General features: G+C 56.0%; 17 protein-coding genes. 15 read left to right on the top strand and 2 right to left on the bottom strand.

Annotation, left to right across the window (positions count from 1 at the left end; translation table 11 throughout):
• Positions 1-183 precede the first annotated feature (183 nt).
• From grpE to greA, 10 genes are all read left to right on the top strand, one after another.
• Positions 184-732 (top strand): nucleotide exchange factor GrpE, encoded by a 549-nt coding sequence (grpE, locus tag A8710_RS00270; RefSeq protein ID WP_068857452.1) that lies wholly within the window; start codon positions 184-186, stop codon positions 730-732.
• Positions 733-827: 95 nt separating this feature from the next.
• On the top strand, positions 828-2,762 hold the full coding sequence (gene dnaK / locus A8710_RS00265; RefSeq protein WP_068857451.1) for a molecular chaperone DnaK: 1,935 nt from the start codon (positions 828-830) through the stop codon (positions 2,760-2,762).
• A gap of 118 nt (positions 2,763-2,880) precedes the next feature.
• On the top strand, positions 2,881-4,011 hold the full coding sequence (dnaJ, locus tag A8710_RS00260; protein WP_068857450.1) for a molecular chaperone DnaJ: 1,131 nt from the start codon (positions 2,881-2,883) through the stop codon (positions 4,009-4,011).
• Positions 4,008-4,811, top strand: a complete 804-nt coding sequence (gene dapB / locus A8710_RS00255; RefSeq protein ID WP_068857449.1) for a 4-hydroxy-tetrahydrodipicolinate reductase — start codon at positions 4,008-4,010, stop codon at positions 4,809-4,811. The genes dnaJ and dapB overlap by 4 nt, the downstream gene beginning before the upstream one ends.
• Positions 4,812-5,028: 217 nt before the next feature.
• The gene (locus A8710_RS00250) at positions 5,029-5,955 is read left to right on the top strand and encodes a DUF6662 family protein (RefSeq protein WP_068857448.1); all 927 of its coding nucleotides are present in this window, start codon (positions 5,029-5,031) and stop codon (positions 5,953-5,955) included.
• A gap of 17 nt (positions 5,956-5,972) precedes the next feature.
• Entirely contained in the window at positions 5,973-6,518 is a 546-nt protein-coding gene (locus tag A8710_RS00245; RefSeq protein ID WP_068857447.1) for an FMN-binding protein, read from the top strand.
• Between the two features lie 4 nt (positions 6,519-6,522).
• Positions 6,523-6,978, top strand: a complete 456-nt coding sequence (locus A8710_RS00240) for a hypothetical protein (protein ID WP_068857446.1) — start codon at positions 6,523-6,525, stop codon at positions 6,976-6,978.
• 192 nt (positions 6,979-7,170) lie between these two features.
• On the top strand, positions 7,171-8,313 hold the full coding sequence (gene carA, locus A8710_RS00235) for a glutamine-hydrolyzing carbamoyl-phosphate synthase small subunit (RefSeq protein ID WP_068857445.1): 1,143 nt from the start codon (positions 7,171-7,173) through the stop codon (positions 8,311-8,313).
• Positions 8,314-8,316: 3 nt separating this feature from the next.
• Positions 8,317-11,535, top strand: coding sequence for a carbamoyl-phosphate synthase large subunit (carB, locus tag A8710_RS00230; protein WP_068857444.1), 3,219 nt, complete (start codon positions 8,317-8,319; stop codon positions 11,533-11,535).
• Positions 11,535-12,011: a transcription elongation factor GreA gene (greA, locus tag A8710_RS00225; RefSeq protein WP_068857443.1), complete on the top strand. Its 477-nt coding sequence runs from the start codon at positions 11,535-11,537 to the stop codon at positions 12,009-12,011. Before carB ends, greA begins: the two co-directional genes overlap by 1 nt.
• A 42-nt stretch (positions 12,012-12,053) precedes the next feature.
• Here greA and A8710_RS00220 read toward each other — a convergent pair whose 3' ends face one another.
• Entirely contained in the window at positions 12,054-12,452 is a 399-nt protein-coding gene (locus A8710_RS00220; protein ID WP_068857442.1) for a hypothetical protein, read from the bottom strand.
• A 107-nt stretch (positions 12,453-12,559) separates the two neighbouring features.
• Here A8710_RS00220 and A8710_RS00215 point away from each other — a divergent pair, with 107 nt between their 5' ends.
• On the top strand, positions 12,560-13,027 hold the full coding sequence (locus tag A8710_RS00215) for an Mpo1 family 2-hydroxy fatty acid dioxygenase (protein ID WP_068857441.1): 468 nt from the start codon (positions 12,560-12,562) through the stop codon (positions 13,025-13,027).
• A 13-nt stretch (positions 13,028-13,040) separates the two neighbouring features.
• On the opposite strand, the gene yhbY is transcribed toward A8710_RS00215, so the two are convergent.
• Positions 13,041-13,352 carry a ribosome assembly RNA-binding protein YhbY gene (gene yhbY, locus A8710_RS00210; RefSeq protein ID WP_406609575.1) on the bottom strand — a complete coding sequence of 104 codons (312 nt, stop codon included), beginning with the start codon at positions 13,350-13,352 and terminating at the stop codon, positions 13,041-13,043.
• 153 nt (positions 13,353-13,505) lie between these two features.
• On the opposite strand from yhbY, the gene rlmE reads away from it, so the two are divergent.
• The 4 genes from rlmE to glmM all read left to right on the top strand — a co-directional run bounded on the left by rlmE (position 13,506) and on the right by glmM (position 18,347).
• The gene (gene rlmE, locus A8710_RS00205) at positions 13,506-14,147 is read left to right on the top strand and encodes a 23S rRNA (uridine(2552)-2'-O)-methyltransferase RlmE (protein WP_068857440.1); all 642 of its coding nucleotides are present in this window, start codon (positions 13,506-13,508) and stop codon (positions 14,145-14,147) included.
• Between the two features lie 28 nt (positions 14,148-14,175).
• Positions 14,176-16,101 (top strand): ATP-dependent zinc metalloprotease FtsH, encoded by a 1,926-nt coding sequence (ftsH, locus tag A8710_RS00200; protein WP_068857439.1) that lies wholly within the window; start codon positions 14,176-14,178, stop codon positions 16,099-16,101.
• A gap of 66 nt (positions 16,102-16,167) precedes the next feature.
• The gene (folP, locus tag A8710_RS00195) at positions 16,168-17,016 is read left to right on the top strand and encodes a dihydropteroate synthase (RefSeq protein ID WP_068857438.1); all 849 of its coding nucleotides are present in this window, start codon (positions 16,168-16,170) and stop codon (positions 17,014-17,016) included.
• Positions 17,013-18,347: a phosphoglucosamine mutase gene (gene glmM / locus A8710_RS00190; RefSeq protein WP_068857437.1), complete on the top strand. Its 1,335-nt coding sequence runs from the start codon at positions 17,013-17,015 to the stop codon at positions 18,345-18,347. Before folP ends, glmM begins: the two co-directional genes overlap by 4 nt.
• Positions 18,348-18,399: the final 52 nt, after the last annotated feature.

Here is an 18,399-nt window from a genome sequence, read left to right as displayed (position 1 = left end):
ACGTTCCACAAATGACATGGCCTAATCATAGGTCAGGCGGGCGTGCTGCGCGACGCACTGTGGAGGAGTTTTTTTGGCCTCTCTGCATTCGCCTGAAAATTCACCCTTGAAATTCGTGGCGGCAATCTCCACTAGTGCAGCATGGCTATAAATGATGCCGTTAGCGCATGAGGAGATTGAAAAATGACAGATTCCAGCCAAGAGCAGGGTGTTGAGCCAATGCAAGAGCCAATCCCAGCAGCGGCAGATGCTGTGACTGAGGCAGCACCTGCGGTGGATTTAGCGGCGCGCGTTGCCGAACTTGAAGGCTTGTTGCGAGACCAGCAGCTGCGCTCGCAAGCCGAAATCCAAAACATTCAGCGTCGTGCCGAGCGTGATGTCACCCATGCGCACAAATTTGCGCTGGAGAAATTTGCCGGCAGCCTGCTGGAAGTGGTCGATAACCTCGAGCGCGCTCTGGGCTCCGTGCCCTCTGAAGAGCCGGCGGTAAAGGCGCTGCAGGAAGGCGTCAGCCTCACGCATAAATTATTCAGTGACACCCTGAAGCGATTTGCGGTGGAAGCAGTGGACCCGCTGGGAGCGCCTTTCGACCCTGAGCAGCATCAAGCGGTATCCATGCAGCCTTCAACAACGGCTGAGCCAAATACCGTAACGGCCGTCTTCCAGAAGGGCTACACCTTGTCGGGTCGCTTATTGCGTCCGGCCATGGTGGTTGTGGCCACGGCGGGCTAAGCATTCGTTTTCGGATGCGCCCTTGAAATGGACGCATCCACCCACATATTGAAAGCAAGCGGTTAAATAACCAGCGCAATTTATTGGAGAGTATCATGGGCAGAATTATTGGTATCGACCTTGGCACCACCAACAGCTGTGTCGCCATTCTTGAAGGCGACAAGGTCAAAGTCATTGAAAACTCGGAAGGCGCACGCACCACGCCGTCCATCGTGGCCTACACCGACAACGAAGTGCTGGTTGGTGCCGGCGCCAAGCGTCAGGCCGTGACCAACCCGAAGAACACCCTGTTCGCGGTGAAGCGCCTGATCGGTCGCAAATTCAAAGACGATGTGGTTCAGAAAGACATCAAGATGGTGCCGTACAGCATCGTCGCCGCCGACAATGGCGATGCCTGGGTGGATGTGAAGGGTGACCGCAAGGCGCCGCCGCAGATCTCCGCCGAAGTGCTGAAAAAGATGAAGAAGACCGCCGAAGACTACCTCGGCGAGCCAGTGACCGAAGCCGTCATCACGGTTCCGGCCTACTTCAACGACAGCCAGCGTCAAGCTACCAAAGACGCTGGCCGTATTGCTGGTTTGGATGTGAAGCGCATCATCAACGAACCGACCGCAGCCGCGCTCGCGTTCGGCATGGACAAGAAAGAAGGCGACCGCAAGATTGCCGTGTATGACCTTGGCGGCGGCACCTTCGACGTGTCCATCATCGAAATTGCTGAAGTTGACGGCGAGCACCAGTTCGAAGTGCTGTCCACCAACGGCGACACCTTCCTCGGCGGCGAAGACTTCGACCTGCGCTTGATCGACTATCTCTCCGACGAGTTCAAGAAAGACACCGGCATCGATCTGCACAACGATCCGCTGGCGCTGCAGCGTCTCAAGGAAGCCGCTGAAAAGGCCAAGATCGAGCTGTCCTCGTCGACCCAGACCGAAGTCAATCTGCCCTACATCACGGCTGATGCCACCGGTCCTAAGCATCTCACCGTCAAGGTCACGCGTGCCAAGCTGGAAGCGCTGGTCGAAGATCTGGTGGCGCGCACCATCGAGCCCTGCCGTGTGGCCTTGAACGATGCTGGCCTGAAGATTTCCGATATCGGCGACGTCATCATGGTGGGTGGTCAGACCCGTATGCCACTGGTACTGGAGCGTGTAAAAGCGTTCTTCGGTCAGGAGCCACGTCGTGACGTGAACCCAGACGAAGCCGTGGCCATTGGCGCTGCCTTCCAAGGCGCGGTGCTGTCCGGCGATGTGAAAGACGTATTGTTGCTTGACGTGACACCGCTGTCCCTCGGCATCGAAACCATGGGCGGCGTCATGACCGTGCTCATCGAAAAGAACACCACCATCCCGACCAAGAAGCAGCAGGTGTTCTCCACCGCTGATGATAACCAGTCGGCTGTGACCATTCATGTGCTGCAAGGCGAGCGCAAGCAGGCCACGCAGAACAAGTCGCTGGGTCGTTTTGACCTCGCCGACATTCCACCCGCGCCGCGTGGCATGCCGCAGATTGAAGTGACGTTCGACATCGACGCCAACGGCATTCTTAATGTCGGTGCCAAAGACAAGGCCACCGGCAAGGCGCAGAGCATCATCATCAAGGCCAACTCCGGCCTGACCGATGCTGAAATTGAGCAGATGGTGCGTGACGCCGAAGCCAACGCCGAAGAAGACAAGAAGTTCTCCGAGCTGGTCGATGCCCGCAACCAGGCCGATCAGCTGGTGCATGCCACCAAGAAGACGCTGACCGACCTCGGTGACAAGGCCACGGCTGAAGAGAAAGCTGCGGTCGAAGCTGAAATCGTCAAAGTCGAAGAGGCCATTAAGGCCAACGACAAAGATCTGATCGATGCCGCCGTGGAAGCACTCAGCAACGCGTCCATGCCGCTGATGCAGAAGCTCTACGCCGACCAGGCTCAGGCCGGTGGTGCCGATGGCGCACAGTTCACTGATGCTGCTGCCGGCGCTCAGCCTAAGCAGGACGACGGTGCCGTGGATGCCGAGTTTGAAGAAGTGAAAGACGACAAGAAGTAAGTCTTTCGGCGACTTCACGATGCAAACGCGGGGACTTCCCCGCGTTTGCGCATCCAATCTTTGTAAATAGCAACGATTGCAAACCAGCTGAAACGGGCGCGCTGCCCCAGGGGTCAACATGGCCAAGCGTGATTTTTACGAAGTCCTCGGCGTCGCTAAAAACGCCACCGACGACGAAATGAAGAAGGCGTATCGCCGACTTGCAATGAAGTATCACCCGGACCGTAATCCGGACAACAAAGAAGCGGAAGAGAAGTTCAAGGAGGCCAACGAGGCCTACGAGATGCTCACCAACGCGGATAAACGCGCCGCTTACGACCGTTACGGCCATGCCGGTGTCGACCCTAATATGGGTGGCGGCGGTGGTGCTGGCGGCGCGGGCTTTGGCGATATTTTTGGCGACGTCTTCGGCGATATTTTCGGCGGCGGTGGTCGTGGCGGTCAGCAACGCAGCAATCGCGGCGCTGACCTCGGCTACACCATTGAGCTGGATTTGGAAGAAGCGGTGCGTGGCACCAAAGCGCAGATTCGCGTGCCGACCATGGTCGAGTGCGAGCCATGCGATGGCACCGGTGCGAAGAAGGGTACCAGCGCGACGCAATGCCGCACCTGTAATGGCAGCGGCCAAGTGCGCGTGCAGCAGGGCTTCTTTGTCATGAGCCAAACCTGCCCGACCTGCCATGGTCGCGGTAAAGTGATTCCAAGTCCGTGCTCCAGCTGTCATGGCGAAGGTCGCGTACGCAAGCAGAAGACGCTGGAAGTGAAGATTCCGGCCGGTGTGGATACGGGTGATCGCATTCGCTTAACCGGCGAAGGCGAGGCTGGGGCTCACGGCGGGCCAGCAGGCGACCTGTATGTACAGGTGTCGGTGCGCGATCACCGCATCTTTAAGCGTGATGGTGCGGATCTGTATTGTGAAGTGCCGATTGATTTCACGGTGGCCGCACTCGGGGGCGAAATTGAAGTGCCCACGCTCGATGGTCGCGTGAAATTACGCATTCCGGATGGCACCCAGACTGGCAAGTTGTTCCGGCTCAAGGGCAAGGGTGTGAAGCCGATTCGTTCGCATGCGCCGGGTGATATGCTCTGCCGCATCGTCATCGAAACGCCGGTGCACCTGACTGCCAAGCAGAAAGAACTGCTCAAGGATTTCCAGGCATCGCTCGATGGCGAAGACCGTAAGCAATCGCCGAACAAGGAATCGTTCCTGAGCGGCGTGCGTAAATTCTTTGACGAGATGACGAAATGACGCGAATCGCTGTCTGTGGTGCCGGTGGGCGCATGGGTCGTGCCCTGATTGCTGCCGTACATGCGGCCGATGGCGCGACGCTTACTGCTGCCGTCGAGCGTGCTGAGTCGTCGTTGATCGGGGCCGATGCCGGTGAGCTGGCCGGCATCGGTCGCCTCGGCGTGACGCTGGCGGGCAGCCTGGCGGAGGTCATCGACCAGTTTGATGTGGTCATCGACTTCACCGCGCCGGCAGCCACCGTGGCACATCTGGCGCTGTGCCAGGCTCACGGCAAGGCCATCGTCATCGGTACTACCGGTCTCAATGACGAACAGAAGCAGCAAGTCAGTGTCGCGGCTGTGCAGGTGCCGGTGGTCTACTCCGGCAACTACTCCGTCGGCGTCAACGTCAGCCTCAAGCTGCTCGAAATGGCCGCCAAGACTTTTGGCGACACGGTCGATATCGATGTGCTCGAAGCGCATCACCGGCATAAGGTCGATGCCCCGTCCGGCACGGCGCTGATGATGGGCGAGGCCGTTGCTGGCGCGCTCGGTCGTGACCTCAAGGATGTCGCCGTTTATGCTCGCGAAGGCCACACCGGCCCGCGTGAGCGTCAGCAGATCGGCTTCCAGACCCTGCGCGGTGGCGATACTGTTGGAGACCACACCGTGTTCTTCTTCGGTGAAGGCGAGCGCGTGGAGATTCGTCATGTCGCCACCAATCGCGCCAACTTCGCCGTCGGTGCCGTGCGGGCCGCGCTGTGGGCGGCGGCAAAAGCGCCGGCCTTGTACGATATGCGCGATGTGCTGAACCTGAAATAGCCTTGAGTTGCTCTTGGACCTTGAGCGCAGAAGTAAAATGGAATCCTGCGACAGGCTTCAGTGCTCGTTATTCCTCGGCATTCCGGACTTCTCTGAAGCCCTAGCCTGCCATGGGCAGCTCTTGCATTAAGTGCATAGGGCGAATGAGAATTATTCCTATTGTTGATTCTCTGCACATGCAGCTATGATAATGGCCTTAATAGGAAGGAATTTTCTTATGCGTCATGGTTGTGCTGCGCTTCTGGCAGCTGCTTTGTTGTCTTCGTTCTCAGCTCAGGCTGACGAACAGCTGTTTGGTTATGTCTATGGCACAGATACCCTGCCTAAAGGGGAGACCGAAGTACAGGCATCCATCACGCATCGCTGGGGCAAGGCTCGTGGTCACTATGCGGCTGATGATTTCCAGCTGGAAGTCGAGCATGGCATTACTGATAAACTAGCGGTGGCAGGCTATTTGCTGGGTCTGAAAATTGACCACAAAGGTGCGTTTCCGACCGCTGTAAATGACCCACTTGATCCATTGGATGACGATGTTCTTTATCCTGACCGCAAGGGCGCCTTCTTTCGCGGCATCAAAACACAGCTGAAATACAATGTGATGTCACCCTATGCTGAAGGCGGCTTTGGCCTTTCCTTTTTCGTTGAGCCGAGCTACATCACACGCTTTCGTGTGGATGGCTCAAAAACAAAACAGATTGAAATTGAAGTCGGTGCCTTGGCGCAAAAGAACTTCTTCAATGACAAGCTGGTTATTGCTGCCAACACCATCGTGGCTCGTGAGCGCCGTACATTGGTCGAAGATGACGATTTTGTTGAGCATGAGATAGAGTTTTATCAGCTGCTCGGTGCTACTTACCGCATTGCCAATAACTTCTACGCAGGCCTTGAGGCTCGCCATCACATGGATGTGCTGAAAAATGAAGAGGGTGACTACAAGAAGAACCAGTACAGCTTCTTTATTGGCCCAACCCTGCATTACGCCACCAAAGCGTGGTGGATGACGATGACATACTTCCGTCAAATTCAGGGCGGCCCAACTTACGCCAAAAGTGTCGGCCCTATTGTTGATCCCGTCGACTCTGACTTGCACCTAGATGAGAACGAAAAGAACGAAGTACGCCTTCGTTTTGGCATGGATTTCTGAGTCGAGCAATTGTTGATATGAAGTCTCTGCGTACATTTCTCGCATGCTGGGCTGGCGCGCTGCTATGGATAGTGGCCTTGCCGGCGAGTGCCACGCAATATTTGACCTTAGCTGAGGCACAGAAAGCCATCTTTCCAGAGGCAACAGAGTTCCAGCTGCTGCCTCTGCAGCTCACGCCCGATCAGGTCAAGGCAATCGACAAAATTGCCGACACCGATACAGACTTACCTGTCAAAACGACTTGGAAAGCACTGAATCATGGCCACTTGCTGGGTTACTTCGTTATTGATCATGTGATTGGCAAACATGAGTTCATTTATTTTGCAGCAGGCATTGGTCCGCAGGGCGCGGTGACCGGTTTTGAAATCATGGACTACCGTGAGACATACGGCGGCCAAGTACGCAATCCGGCTTGGCGGCAGCAATTTCTTAACAAGCAGTTTGGCGCACCCTTGCAATTGAATCGTGACATCCAGAATATTTCCGGTGCCACGCTTTCCTCGGCACATTTGGCCAAAGGTATGCGACGGCTGTTGGCATTCCATCAAGTAGTGCTTAAGTAGCGGCATGGCGACCTCTACCGGCTCCATCATTCTGCATGGCTGGCATCGAGTCGCGGTCTACAGCACGCTGATTCTGCTTTTTGGTAGCGGCTTGGCTTGGGTGTTGCTTCATTATTTCGGTATTCAGCAGGGTCCGTTAGGGCCTGTATCTAGCCCTTTTGAGTACGTTAGTTTGCAGGCGCATGGGGTCCTAGCATATGCCGTTGTTTTTTTTGTCGGATCGCTACTGCAGAGCCATATGAGTCGTGCATGGCGCTTACGTCGTAATCGCGCCAGCGGCCTTGTCTTTGCCTGTCTGATGCTCTGCCTGACAATGTCAGGGCTAGCTCTCTACTACTTTGTTAATGAAGATACGCGTGAGTGGGTGTCACTGCTACATTGGCTCATAGGCCTGCTTTTGCCGGCCTTGCTGGCTATTCACATCGTGTTGGGCCGCCGCCAACGCCGACGACATAGTTGAGGTTGGTGTTACTGAAGCTGTGGCTAGGTGTCAGCTTCTGATGGACAGCAGCCGTTCATCCGCGTAAAATCGCCGCTCAAATCGTGCCTGTGCGCAACACTGCTGAAATAGGCAGCCTAAAGCGAGAAGGAGTTCCTCTTCCTCGCTTTTTTTGCGCGCACGCCCAGCCCATTACTCTGCTCGGAGGTCGGTTTGAGCCAGCCAGCCATTCTCGCTCTGGAAGACGGTAGCGTTTTTCGGGGTCGTTCCATCGGTGCCGCAGGGCAATCCAGCGGTGAAGTCGTTTTCAATACGGCCATGACCGGCTATCAAGAAATCCTTACTGATCCTTCGTATTGCCAACAGATGGTCACGCTGACCTACCCGCACATCGGCAACACCGGGACTAACCCAGAAGATGTTGAGTCGTCCCAAGTCTGGGCTGCTGGCTTGATCATCCGTGATCTGCCGCTGTTGGCCAGCAACTGGCGCATGACCGAGACCTTGTCGGACTACCTCGTGCGCAACGGCGTGACCGCCATTGCTGATATCGATACGCGTCGCCTGACGCGAATTCTGCGTGAAAAGGGTGCCCAGAATGGCGCCATCATCGCTGGCCCTGCTGCCGCTGCAGAAGGCGCGGTTGAGGCTGCGCTGGCGGCTGCCCGTGCCTTCCCTGGCCTGAAGGGGGCCGACCTCGCCAAAGTGGTCTCGGTCAAAGCCGCGTATCAGTGGACTGAAGGTAGCTGGACGCTAGATAAAGGCTATGTCACGCCGTCGGCTGCGCCGCAATTCAAGGTTGTCGCCTACGACTTCGGCGTGAAGCACAACATCCTGCGTTTGCTGGCGGATCGCGGCTGCGAAGTGACCGTGGTGCCTGCGCAAACGTCGGCGGCCGATGTGCTGGCGATGAACCCGGACGGCATTTTCCTGTCTAACGGCCCTGGCGACCCCGCACCGTGTGATTACGCCATTGCCGCCATTGCCGAGTTCCTGAAGACCGATATTCCGGTTTTCGGTATCTGCCTTGGCCATCAACTGTTGGCGCTGGCTTCCGGCGCCCAGACACTAAAGATGAAGTTCGGCCACCACGGTGCCAACCACCCGGTTCAAGATATCGATTCCGGTCGCGTCATGATTACCAGCCAGAACCATGGCTTCGCTGTTGATGAGGCTTCGCTGCCAACGAACTTACGCGTTACGCATAAGTCGCTGTTCGATGGCTCGCTGCAGGGTATTCACCGCACCGACAAGCCCGCGTTCAGCTTCCAGGGTCACCCAGAAGCCAGCCCTGGCCCGAATGATGCGCAACCACTGTTCGACCATTTCATTGAATTGATGCAGGCCCGGAAATAAGTCATGCCAAAGCGTTCTGATATTCAAAGCATTCTCATCATCGGTGCCGGCCCCATCGTTATTGGCCAGGCCTGTGAGTTCGATTACTCCGGCGCCCAAGCCTGTAAAGCCCTGCGTGAAGAGGGTTATCGCGTCATTCTGGTGAACTCGAACCCCGCCACGATCATGACCGATCCATCCATGGCCGACTCGACGTACATCGAGCCGATTACTTGGCAGACCGTGGCGCAGATCATCGAAAAAGAGCGTCCCGATGCGCTACTGCCAACCATGGGCGGTCAAACTGCGCTGAACTGCGCATTGGCACTGGATAAAGAAGGTGTGTTGGCTAAGTTCGGCGTTGAGCTGATCGGTGCGTCGAAAGAAGCCATCCGCATGGCCGAAGACCGTCGCTTGTTTGACCAAGCCATGCGTCGCATTGGCTTGGAATGCCCGCGCGCAGGTATTGCAAACACCATGGAAGAAGCCTTTGCGGTGCTCGAAAGCACCGGCTTCCCATCCATTATCCGCCCCTCGTTCACCATGGGCGGATCGGGTGGCGGTATTGCTTACAACCGTGAAGAATTCATTGAGATCTGCGAGCGCGGCTTCGATCTGTCGCCGACCCATGAGCTGCTCATCGACGAGTCGCTGATTGGTTGGAAAGAGTACGAAATGGAAGTGGTGCGTGACCGCAACGACAACTGCATCATCGTTTGCGCCATCGAAAACTTTGACGCCATGGGCGTGCATACCGGCGACTCGATTACGGTTGCGCCAGCACAGACCCTGACCGACAAGGAATACCAGATCATGCGCGACGCCTCGTGCGCCGTGCTGCGTGAGATCGGTGTAGAGACCGGTGGTTCCAATGTGCAGTTCGGCATCAGCCCGGTTGACGGCCGTATGGTCATCATCGAGATGAATCCGCGCGTGTCGCGTTCGTCGGCGCTGGCCTCGAAAGCCACTGGCTTCCCGATCGCCAAGGTCGCCGCGAAACTTGCCGTCGGCTACACGCTCGACGAGCTCAAAAACGACATCACCGGCGGCCGCACGCCAGCGTCGTTCGAACCGTCCATCGATTACGTCGTCACCAAAATTCCGCGCTTCAACTTCGAGAAGTTCCCACAGGCTGAGCCGCGTCTGACCACGCAGATGAAGTCGGTCGGTGAAGTCATGGCCATTGGCCGTACCTTCCAAGAGTCGTTGCAGAAAGCGCTGCGCGGCCTGGAAGTCGGTGTGGATGGTTTCACGCCTATGCTCGATACCAGCGATGCTGAAGCCGAAGCCAAGCTCCGCAATGAGTTGTCGAATCCGGGCCCAGATCGTATCTGGTACATCGGTGATGCCTTCCGTATGGGCCTAGGCTTGGATGAAGTCTATCGCCTGACTGGCGTAGACAAATGGTTCCTGGTGCAAATCGAAGATCTGATTAAGTCAGAAGCTGACGTGGCCCGTATCGGCTTTGCTGGCCTGGATTACGACACGATGTGGGGCTTGAAGCGTAAAGGCTTCTCCGACAGCCGCCTGGCCAGTTTGATTGGTGTGTCCGAAAAAGAACTGCGCACGCGCCGCTGGAATCTGGGCATCCGCCCGGTCTACAAGCGTGTTGATACCTGCGCGGCTGAATTCGCCACCAGCACCGCCTACATGTACTCGACCTACGAGGAAGAGTGCGAAGCCAATCCGAGCAGCCGTGACAAGATCATGGTGCTGGGCGGTGGCCCGAACCGTATCGGTCAAGGCATTGAGTTCGACTACTGCTGCGTTCACGCGGCCCTCGCCATGCGCGAAGATGGCTACGAAACCATCATGGTCAACTGCAACCCGGAAACCGTTTCCACGGATTACGACACCTCCGACCGCCTGTTCTTTGAGCCGGTAACGTTGGAAGACGTGCTCGAAATTGCCGCATTGGAAAAGCCCAAGGGCGTTATCGTGCAGTACGGCGGTCAGACGCCGCTGAAGCTGGCGCGTGCCCTTGAAGCCGCTGGCGTGCCCATCATCGGCACCTCGCCGGATGCCATCGACCGTGCCGAAGACCGTGAGCGCTTCCAGCAGATGGTCGAACGCCTGAACCTGCTGCAGCCGCCCAACCGCATCGCCCGCTCGGCCGAAGAGGGTCTGCGTTTGGCCTCCGAAGTCGGCTATCCGCTGGTTGTGCGCCCGAGCTATGTGCTTGGCGGTCGTGCCATGGAAATCGTCTTTAACGATGCCGAGTTGGCGCGCTACCTACGCGAAGCTGTTCAGGCCTCGAATGAATCGCCGGTGTTGCTGGATCGCTTCCTCGATGACGCCATCGAAGTCGATGTCGACTGTGTCAGCGACGGTAAGGATGTCGTCATCGGCGGCATCATGCAGCACATCGAACAGGCCGGCATTCACTCCGGTGACTCCGCTTGCTCGCTGCCGCCCTACAACCTTTCGGCCGAGCTGCAAGACATCATGCGCGACCAGACCATCCGCATGGCGCGTGAGCTGGGCGTGGTTGGCCTCATGAATGTGCAGTTCGCGGTCAAGGGTCAGGATGTCTATGTGCTGGAAGTGAACCCGCGTGCCTCGCGCACCGTGCCGTTCGTATCCAAGTGCATCGGCACCTCGCTGGCCAAGATTGCCGCGCGCTGCATGGCGGGTATGTCCTTGGCAGATCAAGGCTTCACGAAAGAAATCATTCCGCCGTATTACAGCGTGAAAGAAGCCGTGTTCCCGTTCGCCAAATTCCCTGGCGTAGACCCCATCCTTGGCCCAGAAATGAAATCCACGGGCGAAGTCATGGGTTCCGGCGATACCTTCGCTGAGGCTTTCCATAAGGCCGTGCTCGGCTCCAACGAGCGCCTGCCGAATGGCGGTCGTGTGTTCTTGTCTGTGCGTGATTCGGACAAGGTGCATCTGCCGCGTATCGGTCGTGAATTGGCAGATTTGGGCTTCGAATTGGTTGCCACCAGCGGTACACAGCGAGAGCTGGAAGCGGCTGGCATTGCCTGCCGTCGCATCAACAAGGTCACCGAGGGGCGACCTCATGTGGTCGACATGCTGAAGAATGGCGAGATCAACTTCATCATCAACACCACCGAAGGCAAGCAGGCGCAGCAGGATTCGTTCTCGATCCGCCGCAGCGCGCTGCAGGGCAAGGTCTACTACACGACCACGCTCAGCGGTGCCGAAGCGGTCTGCCAGTCGTTACGCTCGAAGGACGCATTGACCGTGCGCCGTCTGCAGGACATGCATGAGGGTATTGCGTAATGCAACGCTATCCGATGACTGTGCAGGGCGCTGAAGCCTTGAAGGCGGAGTTGAATAAGCTGAAGGGCACGGATCGCCCCGCGGTTACGGCGGCTATTGCGGAAGCGCGTGCTCACGGCGACTTGAAAGAAAACGCCGAATATCACGCAGCTCGTGAACAGCAGGGCTTTATTGAAGGGCGCATTCAAGACATCGAAGGCAAGCTCAGTAATGCCCAGATCATCGACATCACGCAGATGACCAACAATGGCAAAGTCATTTTCGGTGCAACTGTGGATATTGAGAATGTTGAAACGGGCGAGGCCAAAACGTATCAAATCGTTGGTGACGATGAGGCGGACTATAAGATTGGTAAAATCTCAGTGAACTCGCCGATTGCACGCGGTTTGATCGGCAAGGTAGAAGGCGACGCCGTGATGATTGAAACGCCGGGTGGTCGCGTGGAGTATGAAGTTATTGCGGTTCGATATGTGTAACTGATGCCGCAAAAAAATCGCCCTCAACTGAGGGCGTTTTTTTTAGTCTTTATGGCCATTGCCATGACCATTTCCGTGGCCTTTGCTAGGATGGCCGCGATCCTTGTGCTTATGTTGGCGGTACTCAGGTACATAGACGTTGTTATACCAGTTGTCCTGTACGAAGTAGACCGGTGTGCCGCAGGCACCATATTGGCGGCAATGTTTGCGCCAGTTCTTTGCATGGCCACGCGGGACATGCAGATACATCGGCTGACGAACCACTTGAACGGGCTGAATGACCACGGGTTGGCTGTAAATCAAGGCAGGCCTTGAGTACTGGTTGCCAATGTCGATTTGGCCATAAAAGCCAGGTTGGCCAATGCTGACAGATACGCCTACATCCGCCGCAAAGAGCGGCGTTGAAGCGAGTAAGATCACAGCAGCGAATAGTTTTTTCATGTTGCTTCTCCGTTAGGTGATTTGACTAACGAAGGTGTAGGGCATTGGTTGACAGTCGGTTAGATACTGCCTAAAAGCATGGCTAATAAAAAAAAGAGGATGAACCGATGCGCAGTGAATCAGAATTTTTGGCCGAGTACGCCAAAAGCCACCGAAACAGAACCAATCAGATTGTCCATATTTTTTGTGTGCCACTCATTTTTTGGGCCACCTTAGGGCTTTTCTGGCTCATTCCACTCGGGCATTTAATTCCAGGTATTCCAGAGGCGTATCAGCCTTGGGTCAATGTCGCGACATTGGGCGCATTGCCAGTCATGGCGTTTTATATGCGTCTATCTCTCTGGAGTGCCGCCACAGGCCTGGTTTGGTTGGCTATTAGCTTTGCGCTCATCGTTTGGATGGAGCAAGCACAGCTGCCCATGTTTGCGATTTTTGTCGCAACGTGGGTGGCAGCTTGGGCCGTGCAGTTCTGGGGGCATAAAGTCGAGGGTGCGAAACCATCATTTGCTGATGATTTGGTTTTTCTACTCATTGGCCCGCTGTTTGTGCAGCAAAAGCTACAGCGCGGACTGTGATCCGCGCAGCGATTTAGCTTGTTACGCGCAGCAGGTTAGACAGCTTAGGGTCGGGCTTGCGAGCCGCGCGGTAAAGCAGCGCCAGCTTCCCAATAATTTGAGCCACTTCGGATTTTGTTGCGTTAGCAATTTCTTCAATCGCAGCCAAGCGAGCGGCGCGGTCTTCACCGCCCACACGGACTTTGATGAGTTCGTGATCTTCTAGGCGAGCATCAATTTCCGCGATGACCGCTTCAGTGAGTCCATTGCCGCCGAGCAGGACCACCGGGTTAAGGTGGTGACCAATTTGGCGAAGTCGTTTTTTTTCAGCGGTAGACAAGCTCACAATAAACCTCAAATGACGCTGGTCCGAGCGCAATTCCAGCCGTAAGCACGGTTTGTCAGGAAATGCGGGCGGGTTTCTGGTAAAAAGGATGCCTAGTTTAGCCTGTTGAGGCGGACGAGTTCGTTTTTTTTGCAGGTTAGCCTGCGGTGAGATATGGCCACAAAGATTACCAACCACAAACTGAGCGGTAGCAGCAAAGTTTGGATGCGTGAACACCTCGATGATCATTACGTTCAGCGTGCCTGGAAAGACGGATATCGCTCGCGAGCCAGTTATAAGCTGCTGGAAATTCAAGAGAAAGATAAGCTGATTAAACCCGGTATGCGGGTTTTGGACTTGGGCTCTGCGCCCGGCGGATGGTGCCAGGTAGCCGGAAAAATTCTCGGTGACCGGGGTTGTGTGGTTGCGACAGACATTCTGCCCATGGATGCTTTGCCTGATGTAACCTTTGTTCAGGGCGATTTTCGTGAAGACAGTGTGCTCGACGAAATTATGGCAGCGTTAGGGGATAAGCCAGTTGACCTTGTAATTTGCGACATGGCCCCCAATATGTCTGGTAACAACTCAGTAGATCAGCCGCGTGCAATGTATCTCTGTGAGTTGGCACTTGATATGGCGGAGCGAGTGCTTAAGCCAAATGGTGCGTTCCTCGTTAAGGTCTTTCAGGGAGAAGGCTATGAGGAGTACCGGCACATGATTCGTCAGCACTTCCCGGTGCTGAAGGCGCGTAAGCCTGATGCCTCTAGAGCGCGTTCACGCGAAGTCTATTTGGTGGCTACGGGTTTTAAGCCCTAATTTTTTTGAGCCTGGGAGGTTCGTGATAATGAATGATATCGCCAAGAACTTAGTGGTTTGGTTGTTGATTGCCGGCGGCCTGATGTTCGCTTTCGGCAATTTCAACAAGGCCAAGCCCGCTCAGGCTATGTCCTATAGCGAATTCCTCGCCGCGGTAGATGCGGGTGAAATTAAGCAGGTTCGCATTACGCCAGACACGATCTCGGGTGATCGCGCCAGTGGTCAGCGTTTCGATGTGGTGCGTCCGCCGATTCAAGATCCTGACCTGATGAATCAATTGCTCAAGCAAAATGTCGCCATCGTGGGCGCGCCAGCTGAGCAGCAGGGCCTGGTGTCGCAGCTCTTGGTAGCCGCTTTCCCCATCCTCTTGATGGTGGGTTTGTTTATGTTCCTGTCCCGCAAAATGGGTGGCGGCATGGGCGGTGGTGCGGGCGGTCGTGGCAACCCGATGTCGTTTGGCAAGTCGCGCGCGCGTCAGCTCAGTGAAGATCAAATCAAGGTCACATTCGCTGATGTGGCGGGTTGCGATGAGGCCAAGGAAGAAGTCAAAGAGGTCGTAGAGTTCCTGCGCGATCCGGGCAAATTCCAGCAACTCGGCGGACGTATTCCGCGTGGCATCCTCATGGCAGGTCAGCCAGGCACGGGTAAAACGCTGCTGGCTAAAGCGATTGCTGGCGAAGCGAAAGTGCCGTTCTTCTCCATCTCCGGCTCAGACTTCGTTGAAATGTTTGTTGGCGTGGGCGCTAGCCGTGTGCGCGACATGTTCGAAGAGGCCAAGAAGCAATCCCCATGCATTATTTTCATCGATGAAATTGATGCGGTGGGTCGTCATCGTGGCGCCGGCATGGGCGGTGGCAACGATGAGCGCGAACAAACCCTGAACCAGTTGCTGGTAGAAATGGATGGCTTCGAGGGCAACGAAGGCGTCATCGTCATTGCTGCTACCAACCGCCCCGATGTGCTGGACTCGGCGCTCTTGCGTCCAGGTCGCTTTGATCGCCAGGTTGTTGTGGGTCTTCCGGATATCCGCGGCCGTGAGCAGATTCTGCGAGTGCACATGCGTAAAATCCCGATGGCAGGCGATGTGGATGCATCAACCCTTGCGCGTTCAACGCCGGGCTTCTCAGGCGCTGATTTGGCTAACTTAGTCAATGAAGCGGCCTTGTTCGCTGCACGCAGCGATAGTAAGCAAGTCTGTATGAATGACTTTGAGAAGGCCAAAGACAAAATCATGATGGGCGCTGAGCGCAAGTCCATGGTGATGTCGGATAAAGAAAAGCTCAACACGGCCTACCACGAAGCGGGTCATGCCATTGTCGGTCGCTTAACGCCTGAGCATGATCCGGTCTACAAAGTGTCGATTATTCCGCGTGGCCGCGCCTTGGGCGTCACCATGTTCTTGCCCGAGGAAGATCGTTACTCCATTTCCAAGCGCGGGATTGAAGGCAATATTTGTTCATTGTTCGGCGGCCGTATTGCAGAAGAGCTGACGCTGGGTGTGGATGGTGTTACCACGGGCGCGAGCAACGACATTCAGCGAGCCACTGAGTTGGCGCGCAACATGGTCACCAAGTGGGGCTTATCCGAAAAGCTCGGCCCCTTGCTGTATGAAGAAAATGAAGCCGAAATGTATGGTCGCCCAGGTGCTCGGGGCAATATCTCGACGCAAACTGCGATTGATATTGACGTGGAAATGCGCGCCATCATTGATCGTTGCTACACGCGCTCGAAGCAATTGCTGGTCGACAATCGGGACATCCTCGATTCCATGGCAGCGGCTCTCATGCAATATGAAACCATTGATTCCGATCAGATCGATGATTTGATGGCGCGCGTACCGGTCCGTACCCCTCGCGGTTGGAGCGACAGCGACAAGTCGGGTGGAAGCCCAACAGTAAGCGCCACTAAAGCTGAGCCTGATGTAGTGGGCGAGCCTGCTGCAGACGCGGTTTAAACGTTAATGTCATGCCCCGTCTGCGCTTTTGTGCAGGCGGGGCATCGTCTTTTCTGAAAGTACAACATGACGATACTCCACTGTGGTTCGCGCACCATATCCCTGCAGATGCCTGTCGTTATGGGCGTGCTCAATGTCACGCCAGACTCCTTCTCGGATGGAGGGCGTTACACGCAGCGTGATGCCGCTTTGCGTCAGGCGGAGGCCATGTTGGCGGAAGGCGCACAAATTATTGATGTCGGTGCGGAAAGCACGCGGCCGGGTGCCAAGCCGGTGACCGTGGCCGAAGAACTGGATCGTTTATTGCCTGTGGTAGAGGCCATTGCCGCGAATGTTGATGTCATTATTTCGGTGGATACCTCAACGCCGCAGGCCATGACAGAGGCTGCGCGCTTAGGTGCGGGACTGATCAATGATGTGCGCGCGCTCAGGCGCGAGGGTGCAATGGCGGCGGCGGCGAGCACGGGCTTGCCGGTCTGTTTAATGCACATGCAGGGTGAGCCAGACGCGATGCAGGTGGCGCCCAGCTATCAGCACATAGTGGCTGAAGTGAGCGCGTTTTTGCAGGAGCGTATTGAGGCCTGCCTGCGCGCCGGTATTCGTCGAGAGCAGCTAATTTGCGACCCGGGTTTTGGTTTCGGCAAGAGTCTTGCGCACAATTTACGTTTGTTGGCGCAGTTTGATGAGCTTCAAGCGCTGGCCTTGCCGCTATTGGTTGGGGTGTCGCGCAAATCTATGCTGGGTCAGGTATTGAATGGAGCTCCCGTGATGGCGCGACAAGCGGCCGGATTGTCCGCCATGCTCTTGGCGGTTGATCGAGGCGCGCGTATTGTTCGTACCCATGACGTGGCGCCAACCGTTGAGGCATTGATGCTCTGGCAGGCACAAAAAAATTATCAAAAGGATGATGTATGAGCAGAAAGTACTTTGGCACGGATGGTGTTCGCGGCTTAGTGGGGCAGTACCCCATCACCCCAGATTTTGCGTTGAAGCTGGGTTGGGCGGCAGGTCGTGCCATGGCGTCGCAAGGCAACGCATCGGTTGTGGTAGGCAAAGATACACGCTTGTCCGGCTATGTTTTTGAGTCGGCACTGGAGTCGGGTTTGTCTGCGGCGGGCGTCAGTGTGCGTTTGCTCGGGCCAATTCCAACGCCAGCAGTGGCGCATCTCACGCGCGCCTTCCATGCGAGCGCGGGCATCGTCATTTCGGCTTCGCACAATCCTTATTACGACAATGGCATTAAATTTTTTGGTGCGGATGGTAAAAAACTGCCTGATGCCGTCGAGTTAGAAATCGAAGCGTGGATGGATCGGGAGATGGTCATCGATAAGCCCGACCAGCTCGGTAAGGTGATTCGTCAGGAGGATGCTCGAGGTCGATACATCGAGTTTTGTAAGTCGGCCCTGCCATTCAGTATGTCGCTGCAAGGGTTAAAGATCGTCGTTGATGGTGCTCATGGCGCCACGTATCAGGTTGGCCCGGCCGTATTCGCAGAGTTGGGCGCAACGGTCATTAAGCATGCTTGCGAGCCCGATGGTTTGAACATTAACCATGAAGTGGGCTCCACGCACCCTGAGGGGTTGCAGGCGCGGGTCCTGGCCGAAAAAGCCGATCTTGGCATTGCCTTTGATGGCGACGGCGATCGCATTGTTATGGTGGATCATCAGGGCGCCCTGGTAGATGGCGATGAGCTGATTTACTTGATTGCCAGGGAGCGACTGCGCGCTGGCAAAGTGGTGGGCGGCGTGGTCGGTACCCTGATGAGCAACTTTGGCATGGAAAAGGCTATCCATGCCCTGGGTTTAGAGTTTGTTCGCGCTAATGTCGGTGATCGCTACGTCATGGCGGCATTGGAGAGTCGCGGTTGGACGCTGGGCGGCGAGGCATCGGGTCACATTGTGTGTTTGGATAAAGCGACCACCGGCGATGCCATTGTGGCTGCCTTGCAAGTATTGGCCGCGATGATCGGCAGCGGTAAGTCACTCGCTGAGCTCAAGGCAGGTATGAGCAAGTACCCGCAAGTGCTGATTAATGTGCGCTTGGCGGAGAAAATCGATATCAAAACGGTGCCAGCCATTCAAAAGGCCGTGGCCTTGGCTGAAGAGAAACTGGCAGATCAAGGACGAGTGCTCTTGCGTGCGTCTGGCACGGAGCCACTGATTCGCGTCATGGTGGAAGGTGCTGATGCGGCTTTGGTGCAAGAATTAGCCGAAGAGTTGGCAGAAGTCGTTCGCAACTGCTTGTAAGCCTGCGAGAGCTTCGCTAGTATTGCCGACCTCGCGAGGCCGGCCTGCCAAG

The sequence above is a fragment of the Perlucidibaca aquatica genome (assembly GCF_001676655.1).
GTDB classification, from domain to species: Bacteria; Pseudomonadota; Gammaproteobacteria; order Pseudomonadales; family Moraxellaceae; genus Perlucidibaca; species Perlucidibaca aquatica.
The sequence above is the reverse complement of the archived record's forward strand: the minus strand, read 5'-3'. Positions and strand labels throughout refer to the sequence as shown.